Source organism: Ensifer sp. Root278 (assembly GCF_001429285.1).
Lineage (GTDB): Bacteria > Pseudomonadota > Alphaproteobacteria > Rhizobiales > Rhizobiaceae > Ensifer.
The window spans coordinates 24,094-49,636 of the sequence record NZ_LMJJ01000017.1 but is presented as its reverse complement, the minus strand read 5'-3'; the positions used below and the strand labels follow the sequence as shown (position 1 = coordinate 49,636).

Sequence of the window (25,543 nt, the reverse complement as noted above, 5' to 3'; positions counted from 1 at the left end):
TTGTGATCAGTCAATGTGATCCACGGGGAACTTGTCGTTTACGAGCGACGGCGTTTTCACAACGACTGTCACGCAATCCGTCAGAGCTTCGAACGCTGTTGCGTCACCAGGCTCGATCGTAATGATGTCGCCGGGGACCAGCGTTCTTCCTGCCATTCTGGCCTCCCCAGACATGATCGCCGTTATTTCCAGCGTCTGTCTATGGACATGCGCCGCCTCGGCGTCTCCGGCGTTGTAACGGCGAATACCGACCTCGAATTCCTTCGTCCTTAGGGCAGAAGGCTCGAAATCACCGACGAACCATCCACGGACCATGTCTTCAAGTTTGTCGATTTTGATCATTGAACTTCTTTCTCCGTAGCCAGCCCGTAGACGTTTAGCTGATCGGCGGATTTCAAAGGATGATACTGCTCGGGGCGCAGCGGAATGGACAGCACTTTCCGTTGCTTAAGGATCATCTCATTCAAGGCTGGGCATATGTAGAACTTACCCTGGACGTGCGCATCCTTGAAGATCATCTGTTTTAGAGATTCGAAGAAATCGGATGCCTTGGCAAACCAGTAAAAACCAGCGTTCGCCGATCGACTGATGGGGCGCTTTTCGGCACATTCAGTCACCCATCCGTCGGCGCCGGCTCGGACGTATGAGTAGCGCGGGTGTAGGGACGGAAATGTGAGAACTCCGGCGTCGGCTCCCCTCGTCTTGAATTCTTCTACCAGTGGCAGGTAGTCGACATCCAACTGGTCGGTTGCGCTAGCAATGATGAGTTCGTCATCCATATCAACCGCGTCGCAGCACAACAAAGCTGTGCAAGCCGCGCCGGCAGTTTCGTTTTTGACGGAGACCACCACCGGCGAACCGGCCATCTGCCCTACGATATCGCGCAGGTAGTATGCGTCTATGTCTGCTGCCCGGAATGCAAAAATGAATTGCGGATCTTGCAACTTCGATAAGGCTCGGACTTTTCTCTCGACTACGAGCTCGCCGTCAACTTCACCCAACCAGATCGGATAGATGCGTTCACTGTCTTCGGTCGCGCGCTCACCGGCCGCAAGAATAATGATGTTCATTGCGAATACCCACCAATCTCTTTGATCTTCCGGTCGATGTTGGGGAAGTTAACATCGGACACGTCCTTAACAACCAGGACGTGGGCACCGGAGCTCCGGGCGGCCATAATGCCGTGCTCGTTGTCCTCCAGAATGAGCGTCTCATCTGGATTAGTACCCAACTTGTCCATCGCCTTAAGATACATTTCCGGGTCAGGCTTGGCCTTGGAAACATCCTGGTTGGAGATCAGCAAATCCAAGTGCTCGCGCAAATGTGAGAACTCCATCATGGCTTCAACCGACTTGCGAATGGAGTTTGAGGCCACCGCGAGTTTCATTCCTCGCGCCTTGAGCTCAGATAAGGCATATTGATGATTGAATGTCGGCTTGCACCTCACACTAACAATTTCCATCGTGTAGCTCTGTTTCAGATCATTGATGAAGCCGTGCAGCCGCTTGGGGAGGCCATCGGTAACGCTCAGCAACTCTAGCTTCCTTCGCGTCGGAAGTCCGTCGAAAGTGGTCAGGTGGTCCGCGCGGCTGATCCCGCTTCCGAAAAGCGCAAGTGCTCTGTTCAGCGCGTCGTAGTGCCATTCTTTGGCATCAATCAACACGCCATCCATATCAAATACGACGGATTTAATCATCGAACAGGAACCTTCTGACATCCAATGGTTTGTCGGTGCAAATGGTTAGGCCATTGCGATCGCGAACAGGCTTGAGCATTTGCCACAGTAACAGCGGGTCGCGGCCATGAAGTTCTGAAGAGACCACGCAGACGGATTTTCCGCTCTCCAGATGCGAGGTGATTACCTCCGCATCGAACCATGTGTCTTCGAATGCATCCAGCCAAACGCCGGCGGCATCCCCGTAAAGAATCGGGTCCGGCTCGATGTCGCTGTGACGGGTGTAGTAGGGCAATCCAGCGTTCTTGTAGCGCCACATCTCAGGGCCAGACATGTCGAACGCAAACCAGTGCACGTTTCTGCCGGCAAAGCTCGCGGCAAGGGCTGACGAGAGCCCGTCGGCTTTTACGTTGACCGCCAACTCGAGTCCTGTGCCATCGAACCTATCGACGACAGCACTCCAAGGGATCGGGTTTCCAACGGCGGGGTCGTGAGAAATCACGAGATCCCCAAGGAAGTCTCTGACATCCGTCTCGGTACCAAACCCATCGGCGACCGTGCGATCAAACGCAGATATTGCGTTCTTTTCTTCTGGCGTTTGCCAGAAACCTCGGTGGCTGATGATCTTCATTGGGCAGCCTTCAGCTTCAGCATCGTTTCTGAAGCAAGAAAGGCGTCAAGGTCCGCGGGCGTCCCAAGTCCATGCATACCATCGTCGACGGAGCCTACATTGTAGAACCCGATTTTGGCGCCCCGCTTGATCATCTGATTGTAGACCGGAGCAACGTAGAACTCGCCATTTACGCGCTCGTTGTCGGCAATCATGCGCTTGGCGGCTGCGACGAAATCTAGTCCGTTGGAGAAATTGTAGATGCCGACGGTAGCCTCGTCTGAGATGGCCTCCTTTTCGACCACCCTCGTGACGTGGCCGTCCCCATTGTAGTCAACGAAAGACCACTTCGGATCCGTCGCCTTCATCGTCATTATGAGGCCGTCGAGGCCGCCGCTGCATGCAGCCAGATAGTCATTGATGTCGATGTCGACGTACTGATCGCTGTTCGCGATCATCAATGCACCGCCATCGATGTGCTCCGCCGCAGCGAGTACGGTGCAAGCTGCGCCTTCCGTAATCCCGTCGAGAGAAACGATCTTTGAACCCGGTGCCCAGGCTGCCAGCTTTTCTCGCAAGCCATACCGCTCGACCTGGTCCTGCTGACAAATGAAAACGAACGTATGGTCGCATCGTGGACGAAGGTTGTTGATGACAACCTCGATCATGCGTTGTTCGCCGACCTTAATTAGAGGCTTCGGATCCTGGTAGCCAGCATCCGTAAAACGGCTGCCTCTCCCCGCCATGGGGACTACGATTTTCAACATTACTCTCCCCTTCCCGATGCAACCTGCGATTCGGGCTTAAGTTTTGAATTGAGCGCTTGTTCGATTTCTTGGAGCAAATCATCTTGCCGCGGTGTCGAGTAGCCAAGATCAAGATTCTTGCTGATCAGCGCCTTGCCGGCTTCATAGCCACCAACGCCCTTTAATGACTTCGCCTGGTAGAACCGAATGATTGGTGCAATTGACGCAGAGGAAAGTCGCTCAGGCATCGGCTGTGTCGAATCCTGCCCGGCCGCCACAGCTCTACGAAGGGTGTTCAGGTAAGACTTAGCTTCGACGGCGATCTCTTTGTCCGTAACTCTGAAAACACTCGAAGTGTTTTCTGAAACGCCAGACATGACCGTGTCGAATTCGCTCCGATATTCTTGGCTGTTCCTCTCAAACGACGACAACAACACGTTCATATTGTAGATATGAAAGCTGTTACACAGGCTCGACATCATGCCTTCAGGGGGGTGGCCGATATCTGATGAGAATTCAGCAACTAAGTCCGCTAAGAAGAGGAAGTGGTCCTTCGCAAACTCCAGATACTCGGCACAGCCCTCGCCGTACCCGTTTTCACCAAAGACAGATATTCCGTGCATGACGGATTGCACGCAGTTCTCGTAATGCCGGAACCGGTGGTCAAATGAGCAGAATTCCGTCAGCCGCCCCGGCGATTTGTTCGCAAACGCCAGTGACGAATAGAACAGGAACTCTGGGAAAAAATTGACTGGATCGACACGGTAAATCGACGAGAGATCGATACCCAAGATTGCAGACTGGTGCAAAGGGCTCAAGAACATCGTCCGATCATCGAAAAAGAACGGAGCCCGGTCACTCGCCCCCAGAACAACGCTCTTGCCTTGCAAATCGTGTCGGCTGCCACTCAGGGCCATAAGCTGGCAAAGATAGTGAAGCCTTTCGGCTGTTATGTGAGCACTGTCGGCTCGGATACGGATAACGAACGTCCCTGGTCCGATCGCTCTGAGGCCACACGAAATCTGTTGATGCTGAGCCAAGAAGCTAACGAGAGACGACTCGGCGCCTGAGCCCAGCGGCAGCAGATACCCGGCGCCCACGCACTCGATGCTCGTGTTATGAGCCAGAAGAGACTTCGCCGTGGCAACCTGATCATCCCAGCCGCAATAGACAATCTTCTCGAAAAAGTCTGCTGCTGCTTTGGCAGAACTGGTGACCCCCTCAAAAACCGCCATATTCCGCACTTGACCGGTGATCAGGAGTGAAAATTTCATGGCTGTCTCGCAGGCTTTTCGAACGGCGTAGGTCTAAATGACCGAAAAGGTCTTGGCAACCACAAATAGCCACTCCCGATTGGCGTGGGAGTGGCTAGTACTTCCAAATGTTTTTCCGCGCTTCTTAGAAATCCCTCGAAACTGCGGGCCAATTGCCCGACCCGTTGTAGAACAGCGTGATGTTGCCGCTCGCAACCGTGGCGTTCACCGCGCCCTTCAAGACAAGACTCGCGTCATGGGTAGTCGTCAAAGCAGTAGCAAAGAGAAGGCTGACAACACGGCCCTCTGTTGTGGCTGAGATGGTCGAAATGCTTATCGTGCCGGTGTTGGTTAGAAGGTCACCGAACGGCAGCCGGGTGGTTGTCGATCTGGAGGGGGATGCGCTCGCAGACCGGTCAGACGGCGCGCTCGGGTTCTCGCCCGCAATAATTCTCTGAAGCTGATACACAACATCCAAGCTCCAGCACCCGTTGCAGCAGTCAATCGCCGTCGCTCAAGCGATCAATGGTGCCCATCTGCCAAATCGACGACAGTTACCTGAATGCTGGCGCTGGTGCTCGGCCTAAGCACGTCAGATCAATTCATCCATCTCAAGCTTGCTGAATGCGAAGAAACTCTTGCACGTGAAGTGAAACACATCGTTCCCACGTAAACGTCTTCGCTCGATCTAAGCCTCCTTTCGTCAGCTTTTCTCGAAGGTCGGGAGAGCGCAAGATACGGACCATTGCGTCGAGAATGGCTCGTTCATCTAGCGGATCGACTAGCAGCGCATTTTCGCCCGCTATTTCTCGCATGCTTGAACGATTTGATGTGATCACTGGCGTCCCACTGGCGAAGGACTCCACAATGGGAAAGCCAAAACCTTCAGCGAGTGAAGGAAATACCGTACAAACGGCCGACCCGTAGAGAGTCCAGAGTTCTCCGTCATCGACGTGGCCAAGGAAACGCACACGGTCACCGAGCATGCTGGCTTCTTCTGCGAAATCGACATTCCAACCAGACGCACCGACAACAACCAGTTGAACATCGTCAAACTCAGTGCCCCTAAGCCGCCGCATGGCCCTGACAACTGTCGCCAGATTTTTGCGCGGTTCCAGCGTTCCGATACAAAGCATGTATCTCTGTGATGGAAGCAGTTTTGCAATTTCTCCAGCCGCCCGAACCGAGCTCAACGGCGGAACCGAGACGCCTAGATGCGCGACAGACGTCGTCCCACGCAGCGTCGGCGCATAAGTCTTCAGCTTCTGTTCCGTTTCAGCCGAGATACAGAATATGTGCGTTGCAGACGTTAGGTGCCGTATCTGACGGCGGAAATTCGTTGTCGCCTCCTCCGTAAACCATTCAGGATTCGTGACCGGGAATAGATCACAGAGTGTAAAGACGCTTTTTAGCTTTAGGAAGCGCGCATCAAATGGGTCGAACGGAAAGTATGGATAGAACGCGACGTGATTACTCATTAGGCCAGCGTCGGGTGCCGGTCCCTCGACATGCAACTGTACAAGCTCCGGATGTTTTTGCGCTACCCTCTCCCAACCGCTGTTCAAATTGGGTGAATGGAATAGTCGGGCTTGAACGCTACCGTCGTTGCGGATGCGCTCCACGAACGATTGCACGTATCGAAATACACCTGTCTTGGCACGGTTATCGAGTTGGGCCATGCACAAGACATCAGTATTTACATACACAACCGGCTTTTCTTTACTGATTGATATGCAAGGGAGACGCCCCTGACTATCGCTTGTAGGATCGCCCAAATCGAGGCTGGGATATACTTCCGCTCTCGATCGTGCTTTCGTCGTTGAAAGGTTCTGCCTGAAACGTTGCGTACTCGGAAGTCTATTCTCCGTAATCAGAAAAACGCTAATCACAAAAGATGAATCCGAACACATTCGAAGAAGCTGATGCGGAACCTCCTGCGTCCACTCTTTCAACAAAAGCGATATTTCGGGAGTCTTAGTCCTGAACGCAACAAACTCGGGTCGCTTCATCAGATCGAGTAATACTACTCTACGCGATTCTTCTGTTCCGACATACTGAAGATAGTGGTCTTCCTCTAGTTTGTTCAGGACGCGGCGAAGAAATAACATCGACGCCACCATCAGAAACTCTCGCCCCTCTAGTTTGAGAGCAACGTTAATGTCCCTGCAGAAATCTAATTCATCGCATCCCGATGTATAAAAGCCCCGCGACCCAAAGTACTCTTTCGGCAGCTTTTCTGAAAGAAAAAATGCAGTCCTAGCAAATATGGAAAGCGCCCGCTGGCTTGCGTCGAACAAATATCTTTCTATGTACCGGCAAAAGGCAGCCAGACGTAGTTCACTGGGGCAATAGTTCGCCAAGATATAAACTATAGGCTTAAGATAATTTGCTGAGCGAAGCGAGAAGTAACGCCGATTGCGAGCCGTCATGGCTCCATCCGTCGCCTCATAAAAACGATTATAGATCCAAGCGCCCGTCGCGACGTAAGAGCTTATCCCTTGCCGCCTCGCCCGCAAAGTGAACTCAGTATCTGCGTGGTAGTGCGGTGTAAACTTCTCATCGTACAACCCTATTTGATCGAAGACCGACGCCTCAATCAGGGTTCCGTTCCCGCACAAGCATTCCGCTTCAATAAGGTCATTCCTCAGCTCATCAACAGCGTCAGCCCAAAGGTTGGCATGTCTTGTCTGAAGGAAATTTCCACTTGACCAATCGTTGTATGCTCCAGCGCCCCAAATGCGGCCAGGTTCGGCTGCATAGGAGATCATACTGCCAACAATCCTCAACTTCTTTGTCGCCGCGACGGCTACCAACCGCTCTAGGAATTCGGGCGGTACAACTGCATCGTCATTTATGGTTAGGATGTAGTCGCAACCGTCTTCTACTGCCCGCCGTACTCCAGCGTTGGTGCCTCCTGTCCAAAAATTGCTTGAGTCCACTGAGAGTACTTCGACTGCAGAATGCCCAAGCGCAGCGATGGCGGATGCAGTGCCGTCCGTTGACGCTGCATCGACTATGTATATGCGTAGAAACGGGTATGTTTGCGCCAACATTTGTCGAACGAACGAAACGCTCCACTGTAGTCTGTTACGCACGGGCGTGACGACCCCAACCACGGGAAGCGGCCCCCGCTGCAAAATTGGCGGAAGCCCTTCTGTCAGAACAACGTCTGCGAAGTCTCCAGTTGAAACTTTGGGTTTCGCCCGCCCCAAATTCACTTTACTTTCCCGAACGAACCGAGCGAACCGGTCAATAGCTTTCGTATGCATCAAAAGTCGGCCCTCGCAGTCGGAACGCGCACGAATGCATTTTCAGAACAATAGGCGCTCAAAAACTGCGTCGTGCCGTGGTGCGCGTCACGGAATTTACCCTCAGCCCTAAATACAACTCCCGGGATAACATTCCCGTTTCCGCGCATCTTCTCAAAGCGGTCAATTATCTCTAGTTCTGAAGGAGCGCCGCCAATGACGACGTCCTTCAGACCTTGCTCTGAAGTAGCATATCTCGCTTCAGGATTGTGGCGAAGGCTTTGCAGCAACGCCGCTATCTGAGCCGCAGAGATCGCCTCATGATTTCCCCAATCGACAACCATGTGAAAATCACTGCTATCATGCCTCCTCGCAAATTCCTCAACTGCAGCTTGCCGAGATGTCGTTGTCTTAGAGTCGAAAATAATTAGCTTCGCGACAGAGGTAAAAGCGCGCCTAACATTTGTATTTTCCAGCAACGCAGCGTCTAGGGCTATAGTAAGGTCAACTGTTTCCCCCAAGGAGGACATTGTCTCCACCATAGCTTGCACGTCTTCCACCCGAGTAACGTCCCGCTTTTCGACTAGAAGTAGGAGAGAAAGAAGGTTCTTTTGCGGTTCACGTACAGGCGGAGAACAATAGGAATTCGATCGCTCGCTTCGCGATGCTACTGCCAATTTTGCAGCCTCAACAATCTCCTTTGCCATGCGCCGGCTTGAAAAAAGCTGACCCCGGCCCCAGCCCTCAGTTACAAGTTCCCTCTTCCCCTGCTCATCTGTCCAGAAACTCCATATATCTTCTGCCATCGAGATCGAATTTCTATGATTTTCTAGATAGACTGCCGCAGACGCGCAGATTTCAACGATCGCAGGTATCTTGCTGGCAAGTACAGGAACCCCAAGCTTCATTGCATCTGCTAGTGGAATTCCAAATCCTTCGTACAGGGAAGGAAATACCAACCCGGAGCTATTCCGCATCAACTCGATTAGTTCGGGTTCAGACACATATCCTTTGAATTCCACACAATCACTAACGTCAAGTCTCTCACATAGCTTCTGCAACTTACGTTTGTTTTCTGGATGGGAATCGGTGTTGGTCAGCACCAACTGAACAATCCTACCTGTGTGCTTTAGAACGGCGGCAGCTTGAATTAGAGTTTCATGGTTTTTGTGCGCCCAGGGCACAGCGGGATAGAGCAGATAGGTTTGTCGGTTGGGATTCTGGCGGCCAAACGCCTTACCCTGTTCTTCTATGAAGTCCTCGGCCGCAAAACCACTAAGCGGCACTACGCTCACGTTGGTCTTGCCGTAGAAAAACTCAAGATTCTCCCGCTCATAGTTCGAAATCGCCACTAACCGATCAGCTCGGTCTACCGCATATCCATATTCGCGCATTCGTGCCGATAGCTCGCTGCTAGAGAACAGCTTCGGCAGACGCATGTGTTGCAAGTCCAAGAGGCAACTCAAAACAACGACGTGCCTTGGTATGTAAGTAGGTCGTAGCGCATTTAGAAAATCAAAATAGCAATCGCACCACTGAAAATGATCTTCAAGCTCGGAATAACTTTCAGTGCCGGCTATGACAAAGTCTACATCCGGAAATTCCAAAACTAAGCTTTGATTGTGGCTTGCCACGAGCACACGTACATTTGAGAACTCCGGGAGATATCGTAAGAAAGCCAGCGCCAGTCGCCCTGCACCGCCGGCTCCTTTATGCGCTGGCAGAAGACGAAAGAGATTGACAAGCAATCTCAACTTACCGTCATTTTTCAATCTCAGCGCCCGCTCTGCGATTGGGCGGTTCATTGCTAATTGCCATGCACTCTCACTCATTCGTTCAAGTAGAACGCCTTGGGCTGAGAATGTAATCCTCCCGTTTTCGGTTGGATCAAACCGAAGGTTGCGTACATCTAGCTCTAATTTTATGTATGCAGCATATTCGCCGCCCGTTTCCTCTTTAAAAGGCACACTTACTCGGTCGCGCTCATTAAGTCCACGACCGCTATTAAAATAGAGAGACGCGTTAGTCAGCCGGCCAATGTGGCGACCACCCACCACGCTTAACCGGTAGTGACCAGCCGGAATCTTCAGTCCAAAACGAGATTTCAGTGTGAATTGCGGGTCATCGTCCGTAACGGCCCAAATATTTTTCTGGCGATCGATCTTCCTCAGGCCCCTTCGCGGCTTAAGCCCGAGTAAAATCCGTCTATCTCTAATCCCAAATTTAGGAATACTTATAATCTTAGCCATATCTATTTCGCCAACTTGTAAGCAATTCTTGCAATAACGCAGCTTTGGAGATCTTCGGCGACCATCCGATCAAAGAACGGAGTAGAGAATTGTCCCCACAAGAACATGAAACGTCAGAAGGCCTCATCTTCTCCTTGTCGACAATGATCTCTACGCGTACACTTGAAAGCTTCGTCATCTCAGCAAGATAATAGCTCACGGGATGAGCTTCTCCGGAGCTGATATTTACCACTGTTGAGCGCGATAACCTCGGCGAAGCCCGTAGCAACCCAACGTAGGCAGAAACCACGTCATCTACATGAAGAAAATCTCTCTTCGCTTCCAGGTTCCCGACCTGAAGTTGGGGCTCCCGCAAGCCTAACTCTGCCTCCACAATCTGCGCGGCGAAGCTCGGCAACACAAATCTACGATCTTGGCCCGCCCCCGAATGATTAAAGGGTCTTGCTACAATGAGCTTGTTGTCAGTCGTTAGTACATCGTAGAGAACTCGCTCCGCAGCAAATTTTGACCAGGAATAGGGGTTCTGCGGTAGCGGCTGAATCGCCTCAGTCGTGGGGGCTTCAGTTAAGTTCGCGCCATAAACTTCGCCCGAGGAAACAAACAAAACAGTAGCACTCGGCGCAAAACGCGCCACTGCCGAGCCGATAGACATCGTCCCAATTACGTTGGTGCGCCAAGTTTGCTCTGCGTAATTCTGCGCATTCGCCACTGACGCCTGAGCCGCGAGATGCAACACGATGTCGGGCTTTATGCTCGCAACGAGCATTCCTACAGCGTCAAAATCAGTGACATCAGCAACGGCTGTTTCCCAGCCGTTGCTTATACCTGGGCCATTCCGACACAGTAGCACGCGATGAGACAGCGGAAACGCCTCAGTAAGTTTTCCGCACAATACGCGCCCAACAAATCCCGCGCCTCCCGTCATGAGTATGGTGGGATTAGAGCTATTAGTCATGCTGCCCGGGTCCGCTAGTTTTGAGTTCAGCGGCGCGCCAAGCGCGTCAGGTCAGCCTCGACCATTTCCGCAATCAGCTCTTCCAAGCCAATTACCGGCTCCCACCCAAGCTTTGCCTTCGCCTTCGCCGGGTTACCAAGGAGTACATCGACTTCGGCCGGCCTATAGAGCGCCGGATCGATCCGCAAATGATCTTCCATCGGCAAGCCCACGTGCTTGAACGCGATAGCGCACATATCTCTAACTGTTGTAGTTCGACCCGTTGCGACGACATAGTCATCCGCCGCATCCTGCTGCAACATCAACCACATAGCTCGGACGTAGTCCTTCGCATGCCCCCAGTCACGCTTGGCGTCAATGTTGCCGAGCGCCAGTTCGTTCGCTAGACCAAGCTTAATTCTCGCAACACCGTCAGTAACCTTTCGAGTCACAAACTCAACGCCACGCAGCGGGCTCTCGTGATTGAAGAGAATTCCCGAAGAAGCGTGCAGGTTGAAGCTTTCGCGGTAGTTAACGGTTGCCCAATGCCCAAACAGCTTGGCCACGGCATATGGTGAGCGAGGATAGAAAGGCGTCTGTTCGCTCTGCGCCGGCTCCTGGATCAATCCATACATCTCCGAGGAAGATGCTTGATAGAAGCGTGCTTCTGGCGCTGCTGTTCTCACGGCCTCCAAGACGTTTAAAACACCCAACGCGGTTACTTGCCCAGTCAAACTCGGCTGCGCCCAGGAGGTGGCGACAAATGACTGCGCGGCCAGATTGTAGACCTCATCTGGCTTGACATCCATCATCAAGCGAATAAGGGCGGCTGCGTCAAGAAGGTTGCAATCGACCAGTTGGACGTGATCCGCTACCCCGAGCCACCTCAGCCTGTGGTCTGCGACGCCGGCATGAGATGACCTTCTAACCATCCCGTACACTTCGTAACCCTTCTCTAGAAGGAGAGCGCTCAGGTAGGCGCCGTCTTGGCCGGTGACGCCAGTGATCAATGCTTTCTTTGACATGTTTACTCCAGAAAGAGCCGAGCTATACGGCATTTATTTGATGAGCGAAGCGCGGTGAATAACCCTTACCGCGCAGTATTGTCCGCAGCGTGCTCGGTATACCAGTTGTACGAATCAAGAAGTCCGGCGCGAAGATCAATTTCCGGTCTCCAACCCAGAGCAGTGATCTTTGACGAATCCATCAACTTTCTAGGAGTACCGTCAGGCTTGGTGACATCGAATGTAAGCTCGCCCCGGTATCCGACAACCTCTTTTACAAGCTCAGCAAGCTCTCGGATGCTGACTTCGCAACCCGCTCCGCAGTTGATGTGCTCATATGCGTCGTAGTGCTCGTGGCAATATACAACGCCCTTCGCCAAGTCATCAACGTGGAGGAACTCACGGAGCGGGCGCCCGCTCCCCCACACTACGACCTGCTCCGCACCCGAATGCATTGCTTCGTGAAATTTCCTGATCAGCGCGGGGATAACATGGCTGGTCTGCAGGTCATAGTTATCACGCGGGCCATAAAGGTTACACGGCATAACCGAAATATAACGGCGACTATATTGCTTACGATATGCTTGGCAGAGCTTTATACCCGCGATCTTAGCGATCGCATACCATTCATTCGTCGGCTCGAGAGGTCCCGTCAGCAGCGCGCTTTCCGGAATGGGCTGAGGTGCGAACTTCGGATAGATACAAGACGACCCCAGAAAAACCAATCGCTCTACATCCGCCAGATGAGCCGCGTGGATAATATTGGTTTCGATCGCTAAGTTGTCATAAATGAAATCAGCCGGGTAACGATCGTTTGCATATATGCCGCCCACCTTAGCGGCCGCGAATATGATGGATGTCGGCTTATTTGCTTTCAGCCAAGTCGTAACGGCTCCCTGATCGCGCAGGTCCAACTGTGCTCTGTCTACGGTCAGTACTTCCTGGCCTTGCTGCTGAAGCAGCCGCCTTATTGCTGAACCTACCATTCCGTTGTGACCGGCAATCCATATCCTGCTATCTGTCATCCGCTCAACTCAAATTTGTTTAACGAAGCGTTTCGAGGCCCGTGTTATGCAAAGTCTCTCAATTTTGCAAGCGCAGAGCGCTTATCCACGCGAGTGTTTTGGCCCCCGAGGCGCAATCCTACAACCAACGATATAGCTGAAAGCATTCGAGTGAACGCGCCCTTCGTGAACGAATGGTGTCGGCAATCGGTTCCGTTTAAGCCTGAAGAACACCGGCCAAAACTTAGGATTGGCCGCGCTTCAGAAAGTCTCTATTTAAGAAGAATCGGCGATAAAGCACAAGCTGATATGACCGGTTCGTTGTCGCTCTCTTCGCATGAGGTTTTTATGGTGAGGACCCTCGGTGGCTGATGTGGTAAATCTCCTAATGCCCGCTCGCGCATACGATTTTTCTGATCGTCAAGCGCTCGTCGTGGCTGACTTTTTGCGTCCTCCACCGAATACGCGGCTGGCCCTTTCCGGTGTACAGAACGCAATTGCACAGCAACTCCATAGCTGGACTGCAGCAGGGCTTCAGCGGGTTTTGGGACGCCCAAGCACGCTAGGGCTTTGGAGCGAGAACGAGCAAGTCAGCCTACCAACACGCCGCGTGTATGAACTGGAAGGCCTTGATCCGTCTACTGCTGGGTGGGGACGGCTTTATAACCGCCAGCCATGTGCGGCTGTCGTAGACCTACTACGCCCTTTCCTCGACCGAAAGCTCGTTGTCGGATTTGAACTCTCACCGTATCAAAAGGATCTTTGCGCCATCCTTGATGTTCCATACATCTCGTATGCAATACATCCTTTTCGTTTTATGAAGGACTACGCCTTCATGATCGAGAGCAATTTCGCCTCCTTGGAGCGGCTTCGCCCGTTTCAATTGAATCCTGACGATATTGCATTTGCTGCACAAATGAAGGCCGCCGAGTTGGCAAATTTGTCATCGCGCCCTAAGTTGGAGCGAGACTCCGCCGTCCTTTTTGGCCAGGTCGACGGGGACGCCGCTCTCCTACATCAGAATGGCGGCTTCATTGCACTGCAGGACCATCCAAATGAACTACGATCGCTGGTTTCGAAATTTGAAACCGTGTACTTTAAGCCCCATCCGTACCAAGACAAGAACGCAGCTCGCGCACAGGTGCGTTTCCTGCAGCAATTCTCGAACATCGCCTATCTAAATTGTAATGCATATATGTTACTGGCCGCGCCCGAAATTGTTCAAGTTTCCGCGTTGACCTCAAGCGTATTGTCGGAGGCGGACGTCTTTCAGAAACCGGCTATCGCGTTGTCCACAACTTGGAAGGACGGTTCGCGCCAACCTGCCTACAACTTGGCTGCCCTGTCTCCGCATTTTTGGCGGCATATACTCTTCGATGATAAATCAATTGCGAGTTCTCCCGTTCAACTACTAGGCGACACGTCCCTCAAGAAACTCCTAAACATTTCTTGGGAGACATTTGGAAGCAGCGGCATCCACACCAATTGCTCAACGATTCCGATGAACAAAACCATTGTGTGTGGAGCAGGTGACGAAGCAGATGTCGTTTCCTTTGGACCATCATGGACATCCCCCGCGCCCGACCACCGTTGGATGTCGGGAACGAGTGGCTTGCTGTCGTTTAAGGTTTTTGCCGGCGTCGAGGCTAGCTACCGCGTCGATCTATCCTTGGCCGCCATGGCATCATCCGAAGCTCCGCTACGCTGTACGATCTCAACTGGATCAGTGATCCTTGCGACCCGTGTCTTTGTACGGCAAGATTGCGAACCAGTATCGTTCGCGATCGCTTCCGATATGTGCTCCTCAATCGGCGAAGTGGTCCTCGACATCCAGTGCGACTGCGCCAATTCGCCAAAAATCATAGCGGGGATCGAAGATACTCGCTCTCTGTCGGTTGCACTTCATTCAATGAGAGTGACCCCGTTTGAAAGCGGCGAGGTGATTACGATTGGACAGGAAATAGATATCGCCTGTCTTCCGGAACACTCTCCACTGTTCTCATACGGATGGCATCTTCCCGAGCCTGGCGGAACGTGGTCCGCCGGGCGGAAATCACAGATTTCGATCAAATTAGCTGATACGCCCGATGAAAATCTCGAAATTGTGCTGGTTGGCGTCGAGGCTTTTTTAACCGACTTGCTACCACAAAACACGTTACTTGTGTCTGTAAACGGCGTCAGAAGCGTGATTCACAAATTTGATCAGCACGCCCCAAGTCCAACCGACATCAGAATTCCACTACCAAAGCGGCTACTCGCCGATGGCCAACTTTCGGTCCATGTGGATCTCGACCTACTGGCCAGCCATTCACCTGCGCTTGCCGGTAGTTCTCCTGATGACCGTGATTTGGGTTTGAAATTCACACGTTTGCGCCTTGACTCGCAGATACGTGCGGTGGCCACACATCCTTTTACTCACATTGCGAACCTTATTGGCCCCTTTAGTAGCCCGGCGTGCGCTGGAGCGATGTCGCGAAATGTCTTTGACGCGGTTCAAGCAGCGTTCGATGAAATCCAGCCCAATGCCGAGCATCTGCCAGCGGCCGGATTTCAAGCGGTAGATTTCGGCGGCTCCTCGCGGACGGTATTGGACACGGCATTTGACCCGAAGCAAACTGGCGGGTCCAACGTAAATATCTTCGTCGGCAAGGCCACTATAATAGACAATTTACTTTCCCGCCACGGGAATGATTTCTTGACCAAGCGATATAATATTGTGTACGGGGCGTTTGAACTTGAAAGAATGCCTACGCACCTTACCAATACGCGATACTTCGATGAATACTGGGCAGCGTCGTCATTTACCGAGAGCTCTGCCAGAGCGCAGCTGGATGTTCCAGTGCATTCAGTCGCTATGCCAGTCAACGTCTATGTTCCACCTACCGTGAATCCGCGAGGGCATTTTCGCATTCCGGAACACACTTTCGCTTTCCTGTTTTGTTTTGAGATTGATTCCTCAATGGCCCGCAAGAATCCAGAAGCGGTGCTTCAAGCTTTCGCAGTCGCATTTCCGCGCGGGTCTGAACCCGTCTCTCTTGTCATCAAGACCACACTTGGGCGAGCCTCTCTAACCGAAATAGCTAGATACGACGTCTTTAGAGCCGCTGCACACCGTGACTCCCGCGTGGTTTTGATTGAGGAAACATTAGGGCGCGACGAAAACGCTTCTCTATACATTAATTGCGACGCATATGTTTCATTGCATCGCGCCGAAGGTTTTGGCCTTAGTATTGCAGAAGCAATGGGCTACGGCAAACCGACTATCGCGACCGGCTATTCCGGCAACCTCGATTTTATGAACGAGTCGAATTCCTGTTTGGTTGGATTTGACCTCACCGACATAGGCACGTGCGGCTACCCAGAACAAAGCAAGTGGGCCGAACCCGATGTAGAAGACGCTGCCCGACATATGCGGCGTGTTTTCGAAGATGAGACATACCGGGCCTCGATTGCAAGTGCAGGCCAAACAACCATCCGCGAAGCGTACTCGCCCGTTGAAGTTGGTCGAAAGCTAGTCAATCGCATTTTAGAAATTCATGATGAGAGGCGGTGAGTGGGGCGGTTCGCTACACGGTTCTTGCCGTATCTGTTTCCAAATATATCGCAGGCAAATGGCCAAATAGCTGAGAAGTCGAGAAGTCGTTCAATGCACCAATATCTCCCGGCAAATTCGCATGCACACACTAGCTGCTTTTCGAGCCGCTGATGATTGCCAGCCGCTGCCTAATTTTTTCCGCAATAGCGTCTCGCGACCGCAATCGGTGAGCATCTGCAATGCCAGCCCAACTCTTTTCGTATCGTTCCTGACGCCCATAGAACACACCCCTCATCGCCTGGATGGCAGAGTCACTTTTAGGGTCTGCCCATAGTTGATTGTCTTCTACGAAAACATACTCGTCTTCTCTGACAGGGATCAGATCATAGTCTACCAGCCAGGTATTGTTCGGCGCACAAAGGTCCATGTTGCCTGAATACGCAGTAGCAATGACTGGAATCCCACTTGCCAACGCATCGAGTATATCGATACCCAATCCCTCCGCTCGATGGAGAGAAACCAGACAATCGCTAGAGCGAATCAAATCACGCTGCTGAGAAGGGCTGTAGGTCTCGTTTATAACCTCAATCCGGTCGTCCTCACCGCACCGCGCTTTCAGAGATTCCCATGCTCGTTTTTGGTGAATGCTATGAACGTCGTTGGCATTCTGCGTCTTCACAATTAGACGAACCGCAATGTCGCTACTAAAAGCAGCCAGGAAGGCTTCTACAACTCCTAGGGCATTCTTGCGCTGAGGCCACGAATACGCGTCGAATGTGGTGAGAAATGTAAATTTGTCCGATCGTGTGCCGGAATCTACGCATACGTCGCCTAGAATTGACGCCGGCACCCCAATTGTTGTTACTGGCAGATCTTTGCCTTGGACGACTGAATTGATAAAAGTGGATGCTGACCATACTTCATCGACCAGCCTCAGCCCAAGCAGGTGCAGGCTAGAAATTTTGCTTAACTCCCAATATGGGAACACAATATTATACGAGTCCTTAAGAAAATTACCATTCTTCAAAAAGAACTCAGGTATCTGCTCAATATTCAAGTGAATTATGTTTATATCTGACTTGCGCAAAGCATAATTATATTCGCCTTCCACTGAAGCGCTTTGAATTCCATCGTTATAGCAAACAAAAGTGCAGTTTCTATCTAAAATGCGAATAGCTTCCATAAGTCGACGACTACTCTCGCCGAGGCCTAGCAGTTTATCAAACGGACCGATGAACTGGAGGCTGACGTCTGACTTATTCGCCAACAGTCCCTGCGAACTGGAAACCGGAGGAGCGATGGATTTTTCAATCTCCTGGCGTTGGTTGCCAGCCGCACGGTGGTATGGGAACGACTTAGCTTCAAGTCGCGATCGAGCCTCAGAGGGACATGTTGCTAATACATGTTCGATGTGCCGCCGAATGTGGGAATTCTGGTACCCGTAGTGGTAGCACCACTCGTAGACTTGCCGTCGACCGAATGGAAAGAGCATCGCAATTGGGTTTACCAAACGGTTGCGGAACGCAAATATCGCCATGAAGTAGGTCAGTGGAAACGATCTTCCGACGCCGTAGCGAACAAATTCCTGCAGCACTTGGCTTTCGTTCGGCCGCGGAATCGAGAGGTCCAGGTTCAGTTGGCGACCGCCTTCCGCACTCCACCAGTAATGTTTGTAAGCTTCTCTAAGCCCCCGATAGGATTTCCAACGAAGAAGCCTGAGGTATATTGAGAACGGAGGGGAGTCGAACTCCGACCGGGTGCTTTCGATCAAAGCCTTGACAAACTTCTTCTCCTCTTCGGATAGTGGAATATACCGCGGATCGAGTTTGTATATATAGTCGTTGACATACCAACTATAGAACTCGACATCGCTTCCACGCAGGCCCTTTAGCCTTCTCAGGAACTCTGCGAAATCGGACGACTGCAAGTCACTTCGGCGTTCAGCGCGGTAGACGTCACATTGTGACAACACCCCGACAGCCCATGAGGCGTCTGGCCGATCAGTCGTAGACGGCGTATCCGCCGCACTTCGTATCAACCTATCTCGAAATCGCTTCAGGCGTAGCGCGCGGGTAGCGCCCGCCCCCTTCAAAGGACGCAGTTGACCGTCACGGGCGGCGAACCACGCGCCTCCCGCGGCGGGAAGAAATAGTTCTAAACTATAGATGCTGTCCGCAGTAACTCTTCCTAAAGGCACCTTGAACCCGTGCACGCCGTTGCCAAGGTTTCCCGCCATTAGGTCGGGCCGAAAATAGGCACATGTCCACTGCCCACGGTAAGCGCCATTAACAAATAGCTCAAAAACTACGCTACATGTCGGGTGCATAGCATCAAAAAGCCAACCAAACATGTACCCGTCGGAAATAGTATCGACGTGACCGCGAAATCTGGTGCGCTTTTGTACCAGTGATTTTGCCATTCGGATGAACATACAAAAATCGTGGACGCCCTGCTACGGGAGAAGGGCATCCGACGCCTAGCATCATCCCCGACCAAACTCATCAGCGATGCGAACAATGTCATCCTCACCGAGATAAGAACCTGTCTGCACCTCAATCATCTCCAACATTATCTTGCCCGGATTTGTTAGGCGGTGAACTTCGCCCTGCGGAATGTAAACGGACTCATTCTCCGATACCATCTTCACCATATCCCCTACGGTCACTTCCGCTGTTCCTTTTACACACACCCAATGCTCTGAACGGTGGTGGTGTTTTTGCAGCGAAAGCTGTTTACCGGGACTAACGAAAAGGCGTTTCACCTGGAAGCGATCGCCGTTGAGCACCGAAGTATACCCGCCCCACGGGCGGTACGACGTCGGATGCGTTTCCGTTAACATTGCCGTCGCTTTCGTCGAAGCGAGATGCTTGACAATTTTTCCGACGTGCTGGCTGTCATCTAATCGGCCAACGTATACGGCGTCCTCACTTGCGATCACCGCAACACCCTCAAGGCCAAGTACTGCCAAATGGCAGTTGTTGGACATAACAAGAGAATTCGCTGTGTTCATTACCGTCGCATTGCCTAAAACCACGTTACCTGACTCATCGCGATCGCCAAGCTTCCAGACGGCATCCCAACTACCTAAATCGCTCCACGCAATCGTGGAAACCACTACCGCAGCATTAGAGGTTTTCTCCATAATGGCATAGTCTACCGAAATATCCGGGCTCGCTGCGAACGCCTCTTCGTCGAGGCGGATAAAGTCAAGATCACTTGTGGCTAATGAAAGTGCGGCGCGAGCAGCGTTTTCGACGTCTGGCGCAAACCTTGCCATCTCATTGAGCATCTGGCTTGCCTTAAACACGAAAATACCGGAATTCCAAACGAAGCCGCCTTGATCGAGCATCTTCTGCGCATCGTCTCGCGCCGGTTTCTCGACGAACCGTTTCACATTACAAGCGTTCGTTGCAAGCCGTTCGCCGATCTCGATATAGCCGTAACCCGTCGCCGGCTCCGTAGGCTTGATTCCGAACGTGACGAGTTTGCCAGAAAGCGCAGTTTGATGCGCTATCTGGATGGCATCGAAATAACCTTGATCGGCAACGATGTCATGGTCGGAGGCCAAGACCTGGAGGACGGTATCTTCTCCGTAACGGTCTGAAACCAAGGCAGACGCAACAGCAACAGCGGCAGCTGTGTTGCGTGCTATCGGCTCCAGCAAAATCCCACCAAGTTTGATGCCAAGTTCACGGGCTTGTTCAGCAGCGAGGAACCGGAAATCCTCGTTCGTGATTACAAGCGGTGGCCCATAGATTTCCTGATCAGCTACACGCGCAAGAGTTGCCTGAAATAGCGTCCGATCGCCCACGAACTGAATGAACTGCTTCGGCGCACTTGCGCGCGACAACGGCCAAAGGCGAGTACCTTTGCCGCCCGCCATGATCACTGGAATAATTTTGCCGGCCGAATTCAATTCTTTTCTCTCCTTCGCGGGGTCTACACTACGAACTGGTTCGGCACTCTCCGGACTGTGACTAGTTTCCGTTCCGCGAGCCCACTCGCGGATGAGCGCTAGGCTTTGATTAAGGAGTTCCGCCGCTGAATGTTCGCAATTAGCTTCAACGTAGCATCGCATCTCTGGCGCATTCCCAGACGGACGAAAGTGTACGACGCGATCATCGCGGAATGTGACCCTCAGCCCATCGACATCACTCGTGCAGCTGACATCACCTACCGACCTGAGAAAAACGCTAAGGTTGTCGCTCGAAAGACGAAGTTGCGTCATCAGCGCTGCGCTCGCCTCAACTGGGAAGCCCTCAAGTCGCCCCGAAGCAGCAAATGGCAGTCCAAAACTCTTGGTAATGTTTGATAGCGAAACGTTCTTCGCGGCCGAAAGGAAGAGAATTGCGAGAATAGGCAGGAAACTGTCCCGCGTCGGTAGCGCGTCAATCACTCTCCCACCAAGCTCAAACCTGGAGCCGACCAGCAGTCCCCCATTCGCCTCAAAACCCATAACTCCGGCCTTGCCGTTTTGCAGAGCTTCGAGCATTCCAGCGATCACAAAGGGCGAACCAACTTTGGTCCGAATGACGCGATAGTCGCCAGCCTCCTCGATTCCTGAGTTTGAAGTTACCGGAGTTACAACGGTCTTCGCACCAAGGAATTCCGCGGTGACTATTCCAAGCAAATCGCCCCGCACTGGCTCCCCGGTTTCTGTGGCCACGAGAGGGCGATCACCATCGCCGTCCGCCGAAACTATTGCGTTGAGGCTGTGCTCCTTGGCCCATTCCTTAAGCAAGGCAACAGTTTCCTCAGAAACGGCTTCGGTATCGACAGGTATGAAATGCGTGGAGCGCCCAAGTGCCACAACCTCGGCTCCATAGTGTTTCAGAACCTCGACCAGGAGGTCGCGTGCGACAGTCGAGTGCTGGTAGACGCCGATTCTAAGGCCAGACAAGGCTGAGGGGGGCAAGAGATGCTGGTTCCGGGCAAGAAACAACGTCTCCGCCTCTCCCGAATTGTTCGGTCCAACGCCAGGCGCTAAGTTTACGGGATAGCGGTCGATATCAGCAGCGATTGCACTGATCCTCATTTCGTCCCGCTTGTCGATCTCGCCGTCTGGTCGATAGAATTTTATTCCATTACGATCATCAGGGATGTGCGATCCGGTTACCATCAACGAAGCACATCCTAGCTTCAAACCGTAAAGGGCCAGTGCCGGTGTTGGTATCGCCCCGCAATCCACGGGATTCAAGCCGGTACGTTCTAACGCGCCCATTGCAGAGGCAGCAATCTCAGGGCTTGAGGCACGGAAATCACGCCCTACGAGAACGCGGTCGCCAGGTCTCGCGGCACCGATTTCGAGAAGGTGTCTGGCAAAGGCTTCGGCGTAAATCGAGGTAGTTCGCCCCATCAGGTCCGCAACCAGACCGCGCAAACCACTAGTTCCAAATTTCATTCTTCGCCCCAATTAAAATTAGTTTTGGCCATTAAATATCGAGCCATTTAGGAGAAACGGTGGCCCTTCGCAAGACACCGCACGCGTCGACTATCTGGCACCGGGTCAACGGCCAAGCGCACCACCACCCTTAATGACCTGTGAGGACTTGACTCGCCCATGAATGCTCCGCATTGCAGCATGCACCAGCTGACGCAATCCAACATTCGACTGCGGAATGTGTGCATTTTTTTGTCAGTGCGCGACGCGGGTTTTCGTTCCGATCTGCTGGCATCAATAATTCACAAGTGTTCCGGTATGGGAGAGTTGCATGCGAACTACGAGAATACTGTCCTCCGAGGTAGTGGCGAAAGCTTGGGGAACGTTAACCCAATATACGTTCCAATTTTCAAAGCTCTCCGGCGAACTCACGGAGATAACGCGAGAAGTTTACGACCGCGGGCACGCTGCCGCAATATTGCTGCATGATCCACTGAGGGACATGGTCATCCTCGTGCGACAGTTTCGGCCGCCAGCCATGGTGAATGGCGGCAATCCGTTTCTCGTGGAGGTATGCGCCGGTGTGCTAGATGGGGACGATCCGGCAACTTGCGCGAGGAAAGAGGCTCTCGAAGAAGCCGGCGTTGTGGTGAAGGACATTCGATTGATTACATCAGCGTACGGGTTACCAGCCGCAGTGACTGAGGTACTTAGTCTATTTATTGGAACTTACGACGGCACAGAGATACAGGAAGGCGGCGGACTACCTGATGAAGGAGAAGATATCGAAGTGTTGGAACTGCCGTTTCAAGTGGCGTTTCAAATGATCTCCTCCGGTGAGATTGTAGATATGAAGACGATAGTATTGCTGCAGCATCTTATGTTGGAACGCCTTGCCACCTCGAACAACCTATCACCGCCAGCCTGAGAGCGGGCGGCTTTTCGTCCGGCCCGGAAGGTGCACTCGGTCCATTGGAAAACTAGGAATGCCCAAGCCTTAACAAGCAGCCCACGCATTTGTCTAGGCGGCGCGCGCACGCACGGCGATGTATGACGAGGCATTTGGCCAACCTCACGCCTCTCCCGCAATCCGTAAGAGATATCTCCCGTACGAGGTACTTGAGTACTGCTTGCCAAACTGTATCAGTTCTTCCTTGGTGATAAAGCCGCTCAAATAGGCGACTTCTTCAATGCAGGCGATGTTGGTGCCTTGCCGATGCTGAATAACTCGGACGAACTCAGCGGCCTCCAGTAGACTGTCGTGGGTCCCGGTGTCGAGCCATGCATAACCTCGCGCCATTTTCTCTACGAAGAGATTGCCTTGTTCCATATAAATGCGATTTAAATCGGTGATTTCATACTCTCCACGGGCGGACGGCCGCAAAGATTTTGCGTGGGAGACGACCTGATTGTCGTAAAAATATAAGCCTGTTACAGCAAATCGAGACCGCGGCTTCGCTGGCTTTTCCTCTAAACTGAGCGCTTGCCCCTCCGCTCCCAACTCAACAACCCCGTAGCGCTCAGGATCCTCGACCTCGTAGGCAAACACTGTTGCGCCGGAAGCTCTGCTTGAAGCCTTATCGAGCAACTCAGCTAGTCCTGCCCCGAAGAATATATTGTCACCTAATACCAGAGCTACATTGTCCGTCCCGATAAACTCTTCGCCGATCGTGAATGCCTGTGCGAGACCTTCAGGCTTAGGCTGAACTGCGTAACTCATTCGCAACCCAAGGCCAGACCCGTCGCCGAAAAGGCGCTCGTAACTGCCTAGATGGTCAGACGACGAAATAATTAGTATATCTCTAATTCCTGCCTGCATTAATACAGACAGAGGATAGTATATCATAGGCTTGTCGTAAACAGGAATTAGCTGTTTATTGATCGCCAGGGTCGCTGGGTGCAGACGTGTACCTGATCCGCCCGCGAGAATAATACCCTTCATATAAAATACACCTCTTCTTTGGAATCAATCCTGCATTAAGGCGAGCATCTCATGCAACGCCATGCGCCAGTGACGAGGTTTCCAACCAAAGTCCCGGCTCCACTTGTCAGTTGCAAGCAAGGAATTCGCCGGGCGCTGCGCGAGTGTTGGATATTCGTGCGTCTCAATCGACTCTATTGTCGGGATTGGATAGCGCGCACTTCTTCGTTGCTCAAATATTTCGCACGCGAACTCATACCAAGTTGCATCGCCAGCATTGACAAAATTGTAGGTGCCGACCGGTGAACCCTTGTCCTCGATCAAGCGGAGAGCGATCGTGGACAAAGCTTCCGCGATGTCGACCGCTGCTGTTGGGCAACCCCGCTGATCATTGACAACTCGAATTAACGGCCTTTCCTTGCCCAGTCGCAGCATCGTCTTGACGAAATTGGATCCGTGCGGACTAAAGACCCATGCCGTGCGAAGGATAACGTGACGCGGATTCGCGGTCCGAACCGCCTGCTCGCCCGCTTCCTTGGAGGCACCGTAGACTCCGAGAGGGGCAACACAATCTTCTTCAGCATAAGGCGCCCCTTTTGCCCCATCAAACACGTAGTCGGTCGATACGTGAACAATGGGAATGCCGCACGCCTTGGTCGCCGCAGCAATGGCTGCGGGCGCTAATGCGTTGGTTCTCCAGGCGGCGAGTATCTCGTTTTCGGCTCGATCCACGGCAGTGTAGGCGCCTGAATTAACAACGGCGGAAAAGTCGCCGTCCGCGATGTATTGCTCAATTTGATCGCAATTACACAGATCGAGCTCTCGCCGGTTTGGAGCTACGAGTTCAATATCGCTAGGCCATTGACACCGGAGCAGCTCGGTCCCAACCTGCCCAGTGCCCCCCGTAATCAGAATGCGCCGCAATTTCATACCCCCAAACCTCGCCGTTGGGCAGCGTGGTTTCGCTCAACAATTTCTGACCACCATTCTCGGTTGCTCAAGTACCAGGCGACGGTCTTCTCAATCCCGCTTTCGAAAGTTTCAACCGGCCTCCAGCCAAGCTGGTTGCCTATCTTTGCTGCATCGATTGCATATCTTTGGTCGTGACCGGGGCGATCGGCCACGTAGGTAATCTGCCTGGCGTAATTTTTCCCATCCGCGCGCGGCTGTAGACGATCCAGGATCTGGCAGACGGTGTTCACCACATCGATGTTCCGTCGTTCCGAGTTTCCGCCGACATTGTAAGTCTGGCCAGGGGCGCCTTTTTCAAACACGCATTGCAGAGCGCGCACATGGTCTTCCACATAAAGCCAATCACGAACGTTCGTACCGTTGCCATACACAGGAAGCGGGTCGCCGGCGACGGCCTTCACAATCATCAGCGGGATGAGCTTTTCAGGGAAATGATAAGGCCCATAGTTATTCGAGCAATTGGTGATCAGGATCGGCAGGCCAAATGTGTGCCCCCAGGCGGAGACCAGGTGATCCGAGCCCGCCTTCGAAGCCGAATATGGGGAACGGGGATCGTAAGGTGTCGTTTCAGTGAAATAGCCGGTCTCGCCGAGCGAACCGAAAACCTCATCCGTCGAGATATGATGGAAGCGGAAATTCTGCGCGCGATCTGCCGGAAGCTTGCGCCAGTAGTCCAGTGCCGCCGCCAGCATTGTATAGGTACCGACCACATTCGTCTGTATGAAAGCACTCGGACCATCGATCGACCGATCGACATGCGATTCTGCGGCCAGGTGGGTAATCACATCTGGCTGAAAATCAGCGATAGCCGCAACCACCGCGCCTTCGTCGCAGACATCGCCTTGTTTGAAACGGTAATTCGGTGAAGCGGCGATGGAAGCCAGCGAAGTTAACGTCCCGGCATAGGTCAATTTGTCGAAATTCAACACCTCATGGTCGGTGTTGTTGACGAGGTGCCGAACCAGAGCCGAGCCAATGAAGCCGGCACCGCCGGTAACGAGAATTCGCATGG

At 52.6% G+C, this 25,543-nt stretch carries 18 protein-coding genes and 1 pseudogene; 2 read left to right on the top strand and 17 right to left on the bottom strand.

Annotated features, from left to right (window positions below):
• Positions 1–6 precede the first annotated feature (6 nt).
• The 11 genes from ASE60_RS15360 to ASE60_RS15305 all read right to left on the bottom strand — a co-directional run bounded on the left by ASE60_RS15360 (position 7) and on the right by ASE60_RS15305 (position 12,744).
• Positions 7–342, bottom strand: a complete 336-nt coding sequence (locus ASE60_RS15360; RefSeq protein ID WP_244495627.1) for a hypothetical protein — start codon at positions 340–342, stop codon at positions 7–9.
• On the bottom strand, positions 339–1,070 hold the full coding sequence (locus tag ASE60_RS15355) for a glycosyltransferase family 2 protein (protein WP_057251433.1): 732 nt from the start codon (positions 1,068–1,070) through the stop codon (positions 339–341). Before ASE60_RS15355 ends, ASE60_RS15360 begins: the two co-directional genes overlap by 4 nt.
• Positions 1,067–1,696, bottom strand: coding sequence for an HAD-IA family hydrolase (locus ASE60_RS15350; RefSeq protein ID WP_057251432.1), 630 nt, complete (start codon positions 1,694–1,696; stop codon positions 1,067–1,069). The genes ASE60_RS15355 and ASE60_RS15350 overlap by 4 nt, the downstream gene beginning before the upstream one ends.
• A complete protein-coding gene (locus ASE60_RS15345; RefSeq protein WP_057251431.1) occupies positions 1,689–2,306 on the bottom strand; it encodes a hypothetical protein in 618 nt (205 codons plus the stop codon). Before ASE60_RS15345 ends, ASE60_RS15350 begins: the two co-directional genes overlap by 8 nt.
• Positions 2,303–3,052, bottom strand: coding sequence for a glycosyltransferase family 2 protein (locus tag ASE60_RS15340; protein WP_057251430.1), 750 nt, complete (start codon positions 3,050–3,052; stop codon positions 2,303–2,305). The genes ASE60_RS15345 and ASE60_RS15340 overlap by 4 nt, the downstream gene beginning before the upstream one ends.
• Positions 3,052–4,305, bottom strand: coding sequence for a hypothetical protein (locus ASE60_RS15335; protein WP_057251429.1), 1,254 nt, complete (start codon positions 4,303–4,305; stop codon positions 3,052–3,054). The genes ASE60_RS15340 and ASE60_RS15335 overlap by 1 nt, the downstream gene beginning before the upstream one ends.
• 590 nt (positions 4,306–4,895) lie before the next feature.
• Positions 4,896–7,553, bottom strand: a complete 2,658-nt coding sequence (locus tag ASE60_RS15325; RefSeq protein ID WP_082615877.1) for a glycosyltransferase — start codon at positions 7,551–7,553, stop codon at positions 4,896–4,898.
• Positions 7,553–9,781, bottom strand: a complete 2,229-nt coding sequence (locus ASE60_RS15320; protein ID WP_082615876.1) for a glycosyltransferase family 1 protein — start codon at positions 9,779–9,781, stop codon at positions 7,553–7,555. Before ASE60_RS15320 ends, ASE60_RS15325 begins: the two co-directional genes overlap by 1 nt.
• A complete protein-coding gene (locus tag ASE60_RS15315) occupies positions 9,774–10,736 on the bottom strand; it encodes a GDP-mannose 4,6-dehydratase (RefSeq protein ID WP_082615875.1) in 963 nt (320 codons plus the stop codon). Before ASE60_RS15315 ends, ASE60_RS15320 begins: the two co-directional genes overlap by 8 nt.
• A gap of 26 nt (positions 10,737–10,762) precedes the next feature.
• Positions 10,763–11,740 carry a GDP-mannose 4,6-dehydratase gene (gmd, locus tag ASE60_RS15310; RefSeq protein WP_057251424.1) on the bottom strand — a complete coding sequence of 326 codons (978 nt, stop codon included), beginning with the start codon at positions 11,738–11,740 and terminating at the stop codon, positions 10,763–10,765.
• Positions 11,741–11,805: 65 nt separating this feature from the next.
• Positions 11,806–12,744: a GDP-L-fucose synthase gene (locus ASE60_RS15305; protein ID WP_057251423.1), complete on the bottom strand. Its 939-nt coding sequence runs from the start codon at positions 12,742–12,744 to the stop codon at positions 11,806–11,808.
• A 343-nt stretch (positions 12,745–13,087) separates the two neighbouring features.
• Between ASE60_RS15305 and ASE60_RS15300 the strand changes: the two genes are divergently transcribed.
• Entirely contained in the window at positions 13,088–16,276 is a 3,189-nt protein-coding gene (locus tag ASE60_RS15300) for a glycosyltransferase (protein ID WP_156414651.1), read from the top strand.
• A 130-nt stretch (positions 16,277–16,406) separates the two neighbouring features.
• On the opposite strand, the gene ASE60_RS15295 is transcribed toward ASE60_RS15300, so the two are convergent.
• The 3 genes and pseudogenes from ASE60_RS15295 to ASE60_RS35200 form a co-directional block, all read right to left on the bottom strand.
• Positions 16,407–18,689: a glycosyltransferase gene (locus tag ASE60_RS15295; RefSeq protein ID WP_082615873.1), complete on the bottom strand. Its 2,283-nt coding sequence runs from the start codon at positions 18,687–18,689 to the stop codon at positions 16,407–16,409.
• Positions 18,690–18,740: 51 nt separating this feature from the next.
• The gene (locus ASE60_RS35205; RefSeq protein ID WP_280137710.1) at positions 18,741–20,174 is read right to left on the bottom strand and encodes a mannose-1-phosphate guanylyltransferase/mannose-6-phosphate isomerase; all 1,434 of its coding nucleotides are present in this window, start codon (positions 20,172–20,174) and stop codon (positions 18,741–18,743) included.
• Positions 20,175–20,255: 81 nt separating this feature from the next.
• Positions 20,256–21,659: pseudogene (locus ASE60_RS35200) on the bottom strand (phosphomannomutase); the annotation flags it as partial.
• 310 nt (positions 21,660–21,969) lie between these two features.
• Between ASE60_RS35200 and ASE60_RS15285 the strand changes: the two are divergent.
• On the top strand, positions 21,970–22,566 hold the full coding sequence (locus tag ASE60_RS15285) for an NUDIX domain-containing protein (RefSeq protein ID WP_057251420.1): 597 nt from the start codon (positions 21,970–21,972) through the stop codon (positions 22,564–22,566).
• Between the two features lie 144 nt (positions 22,567–22,710).
• Here the strand turns inward: ASE60_RS15285 and rfbA are convergent, their stop codons facing one another.
• The 3 genes from rfbA to rfbB are packed head-to-tail and all read right to left on the bottom strand — an operon-like array spanning position 22,711 to position 25,541.
• Complete coding sequence (gene rfbA / locus ASE60_RS15280; RefSeq protein ID WP_057251419.1) at positions 22,711–23,580, bottom strand: glucose-1-phosphate thymidylyltransferase RfbA; 870 nt, start codon at positions 23,578–23,580, stop codon at positions 22,711–22,713.
• Positions 23,581–23,604: 24 nt separating this feature from the next.
• Positions 23,605–24,489 carry a dTDP-4-dehydrorhamnose reductase gene (rfbD, locus tag ASE60_RS15275; protein WP_200964182.1) on the bottom strand — a complete coding sequence of 295 codons (885 nt, stop codon included), beginning with the start codon at positions 24,487–24,489 and terminating at the stop codon, positions 23,605–23,607.
• A complete protein-coding gene (gene rfbB, locus ASE60_RS15270; RefSeq protein WP_057251418.1) occupies positions 24,486–25,541 on the bottom strand; it encodes a dTDP-glucose 4,6-dehydratase in 1,056 nt (351 codons plus the stop codon). Before rfbB ends, rfbD begins: the two co-directional genes overlap by 4 nt.
• Positions 25,542–25,543 lie beyond the last annotated feature (2 nt).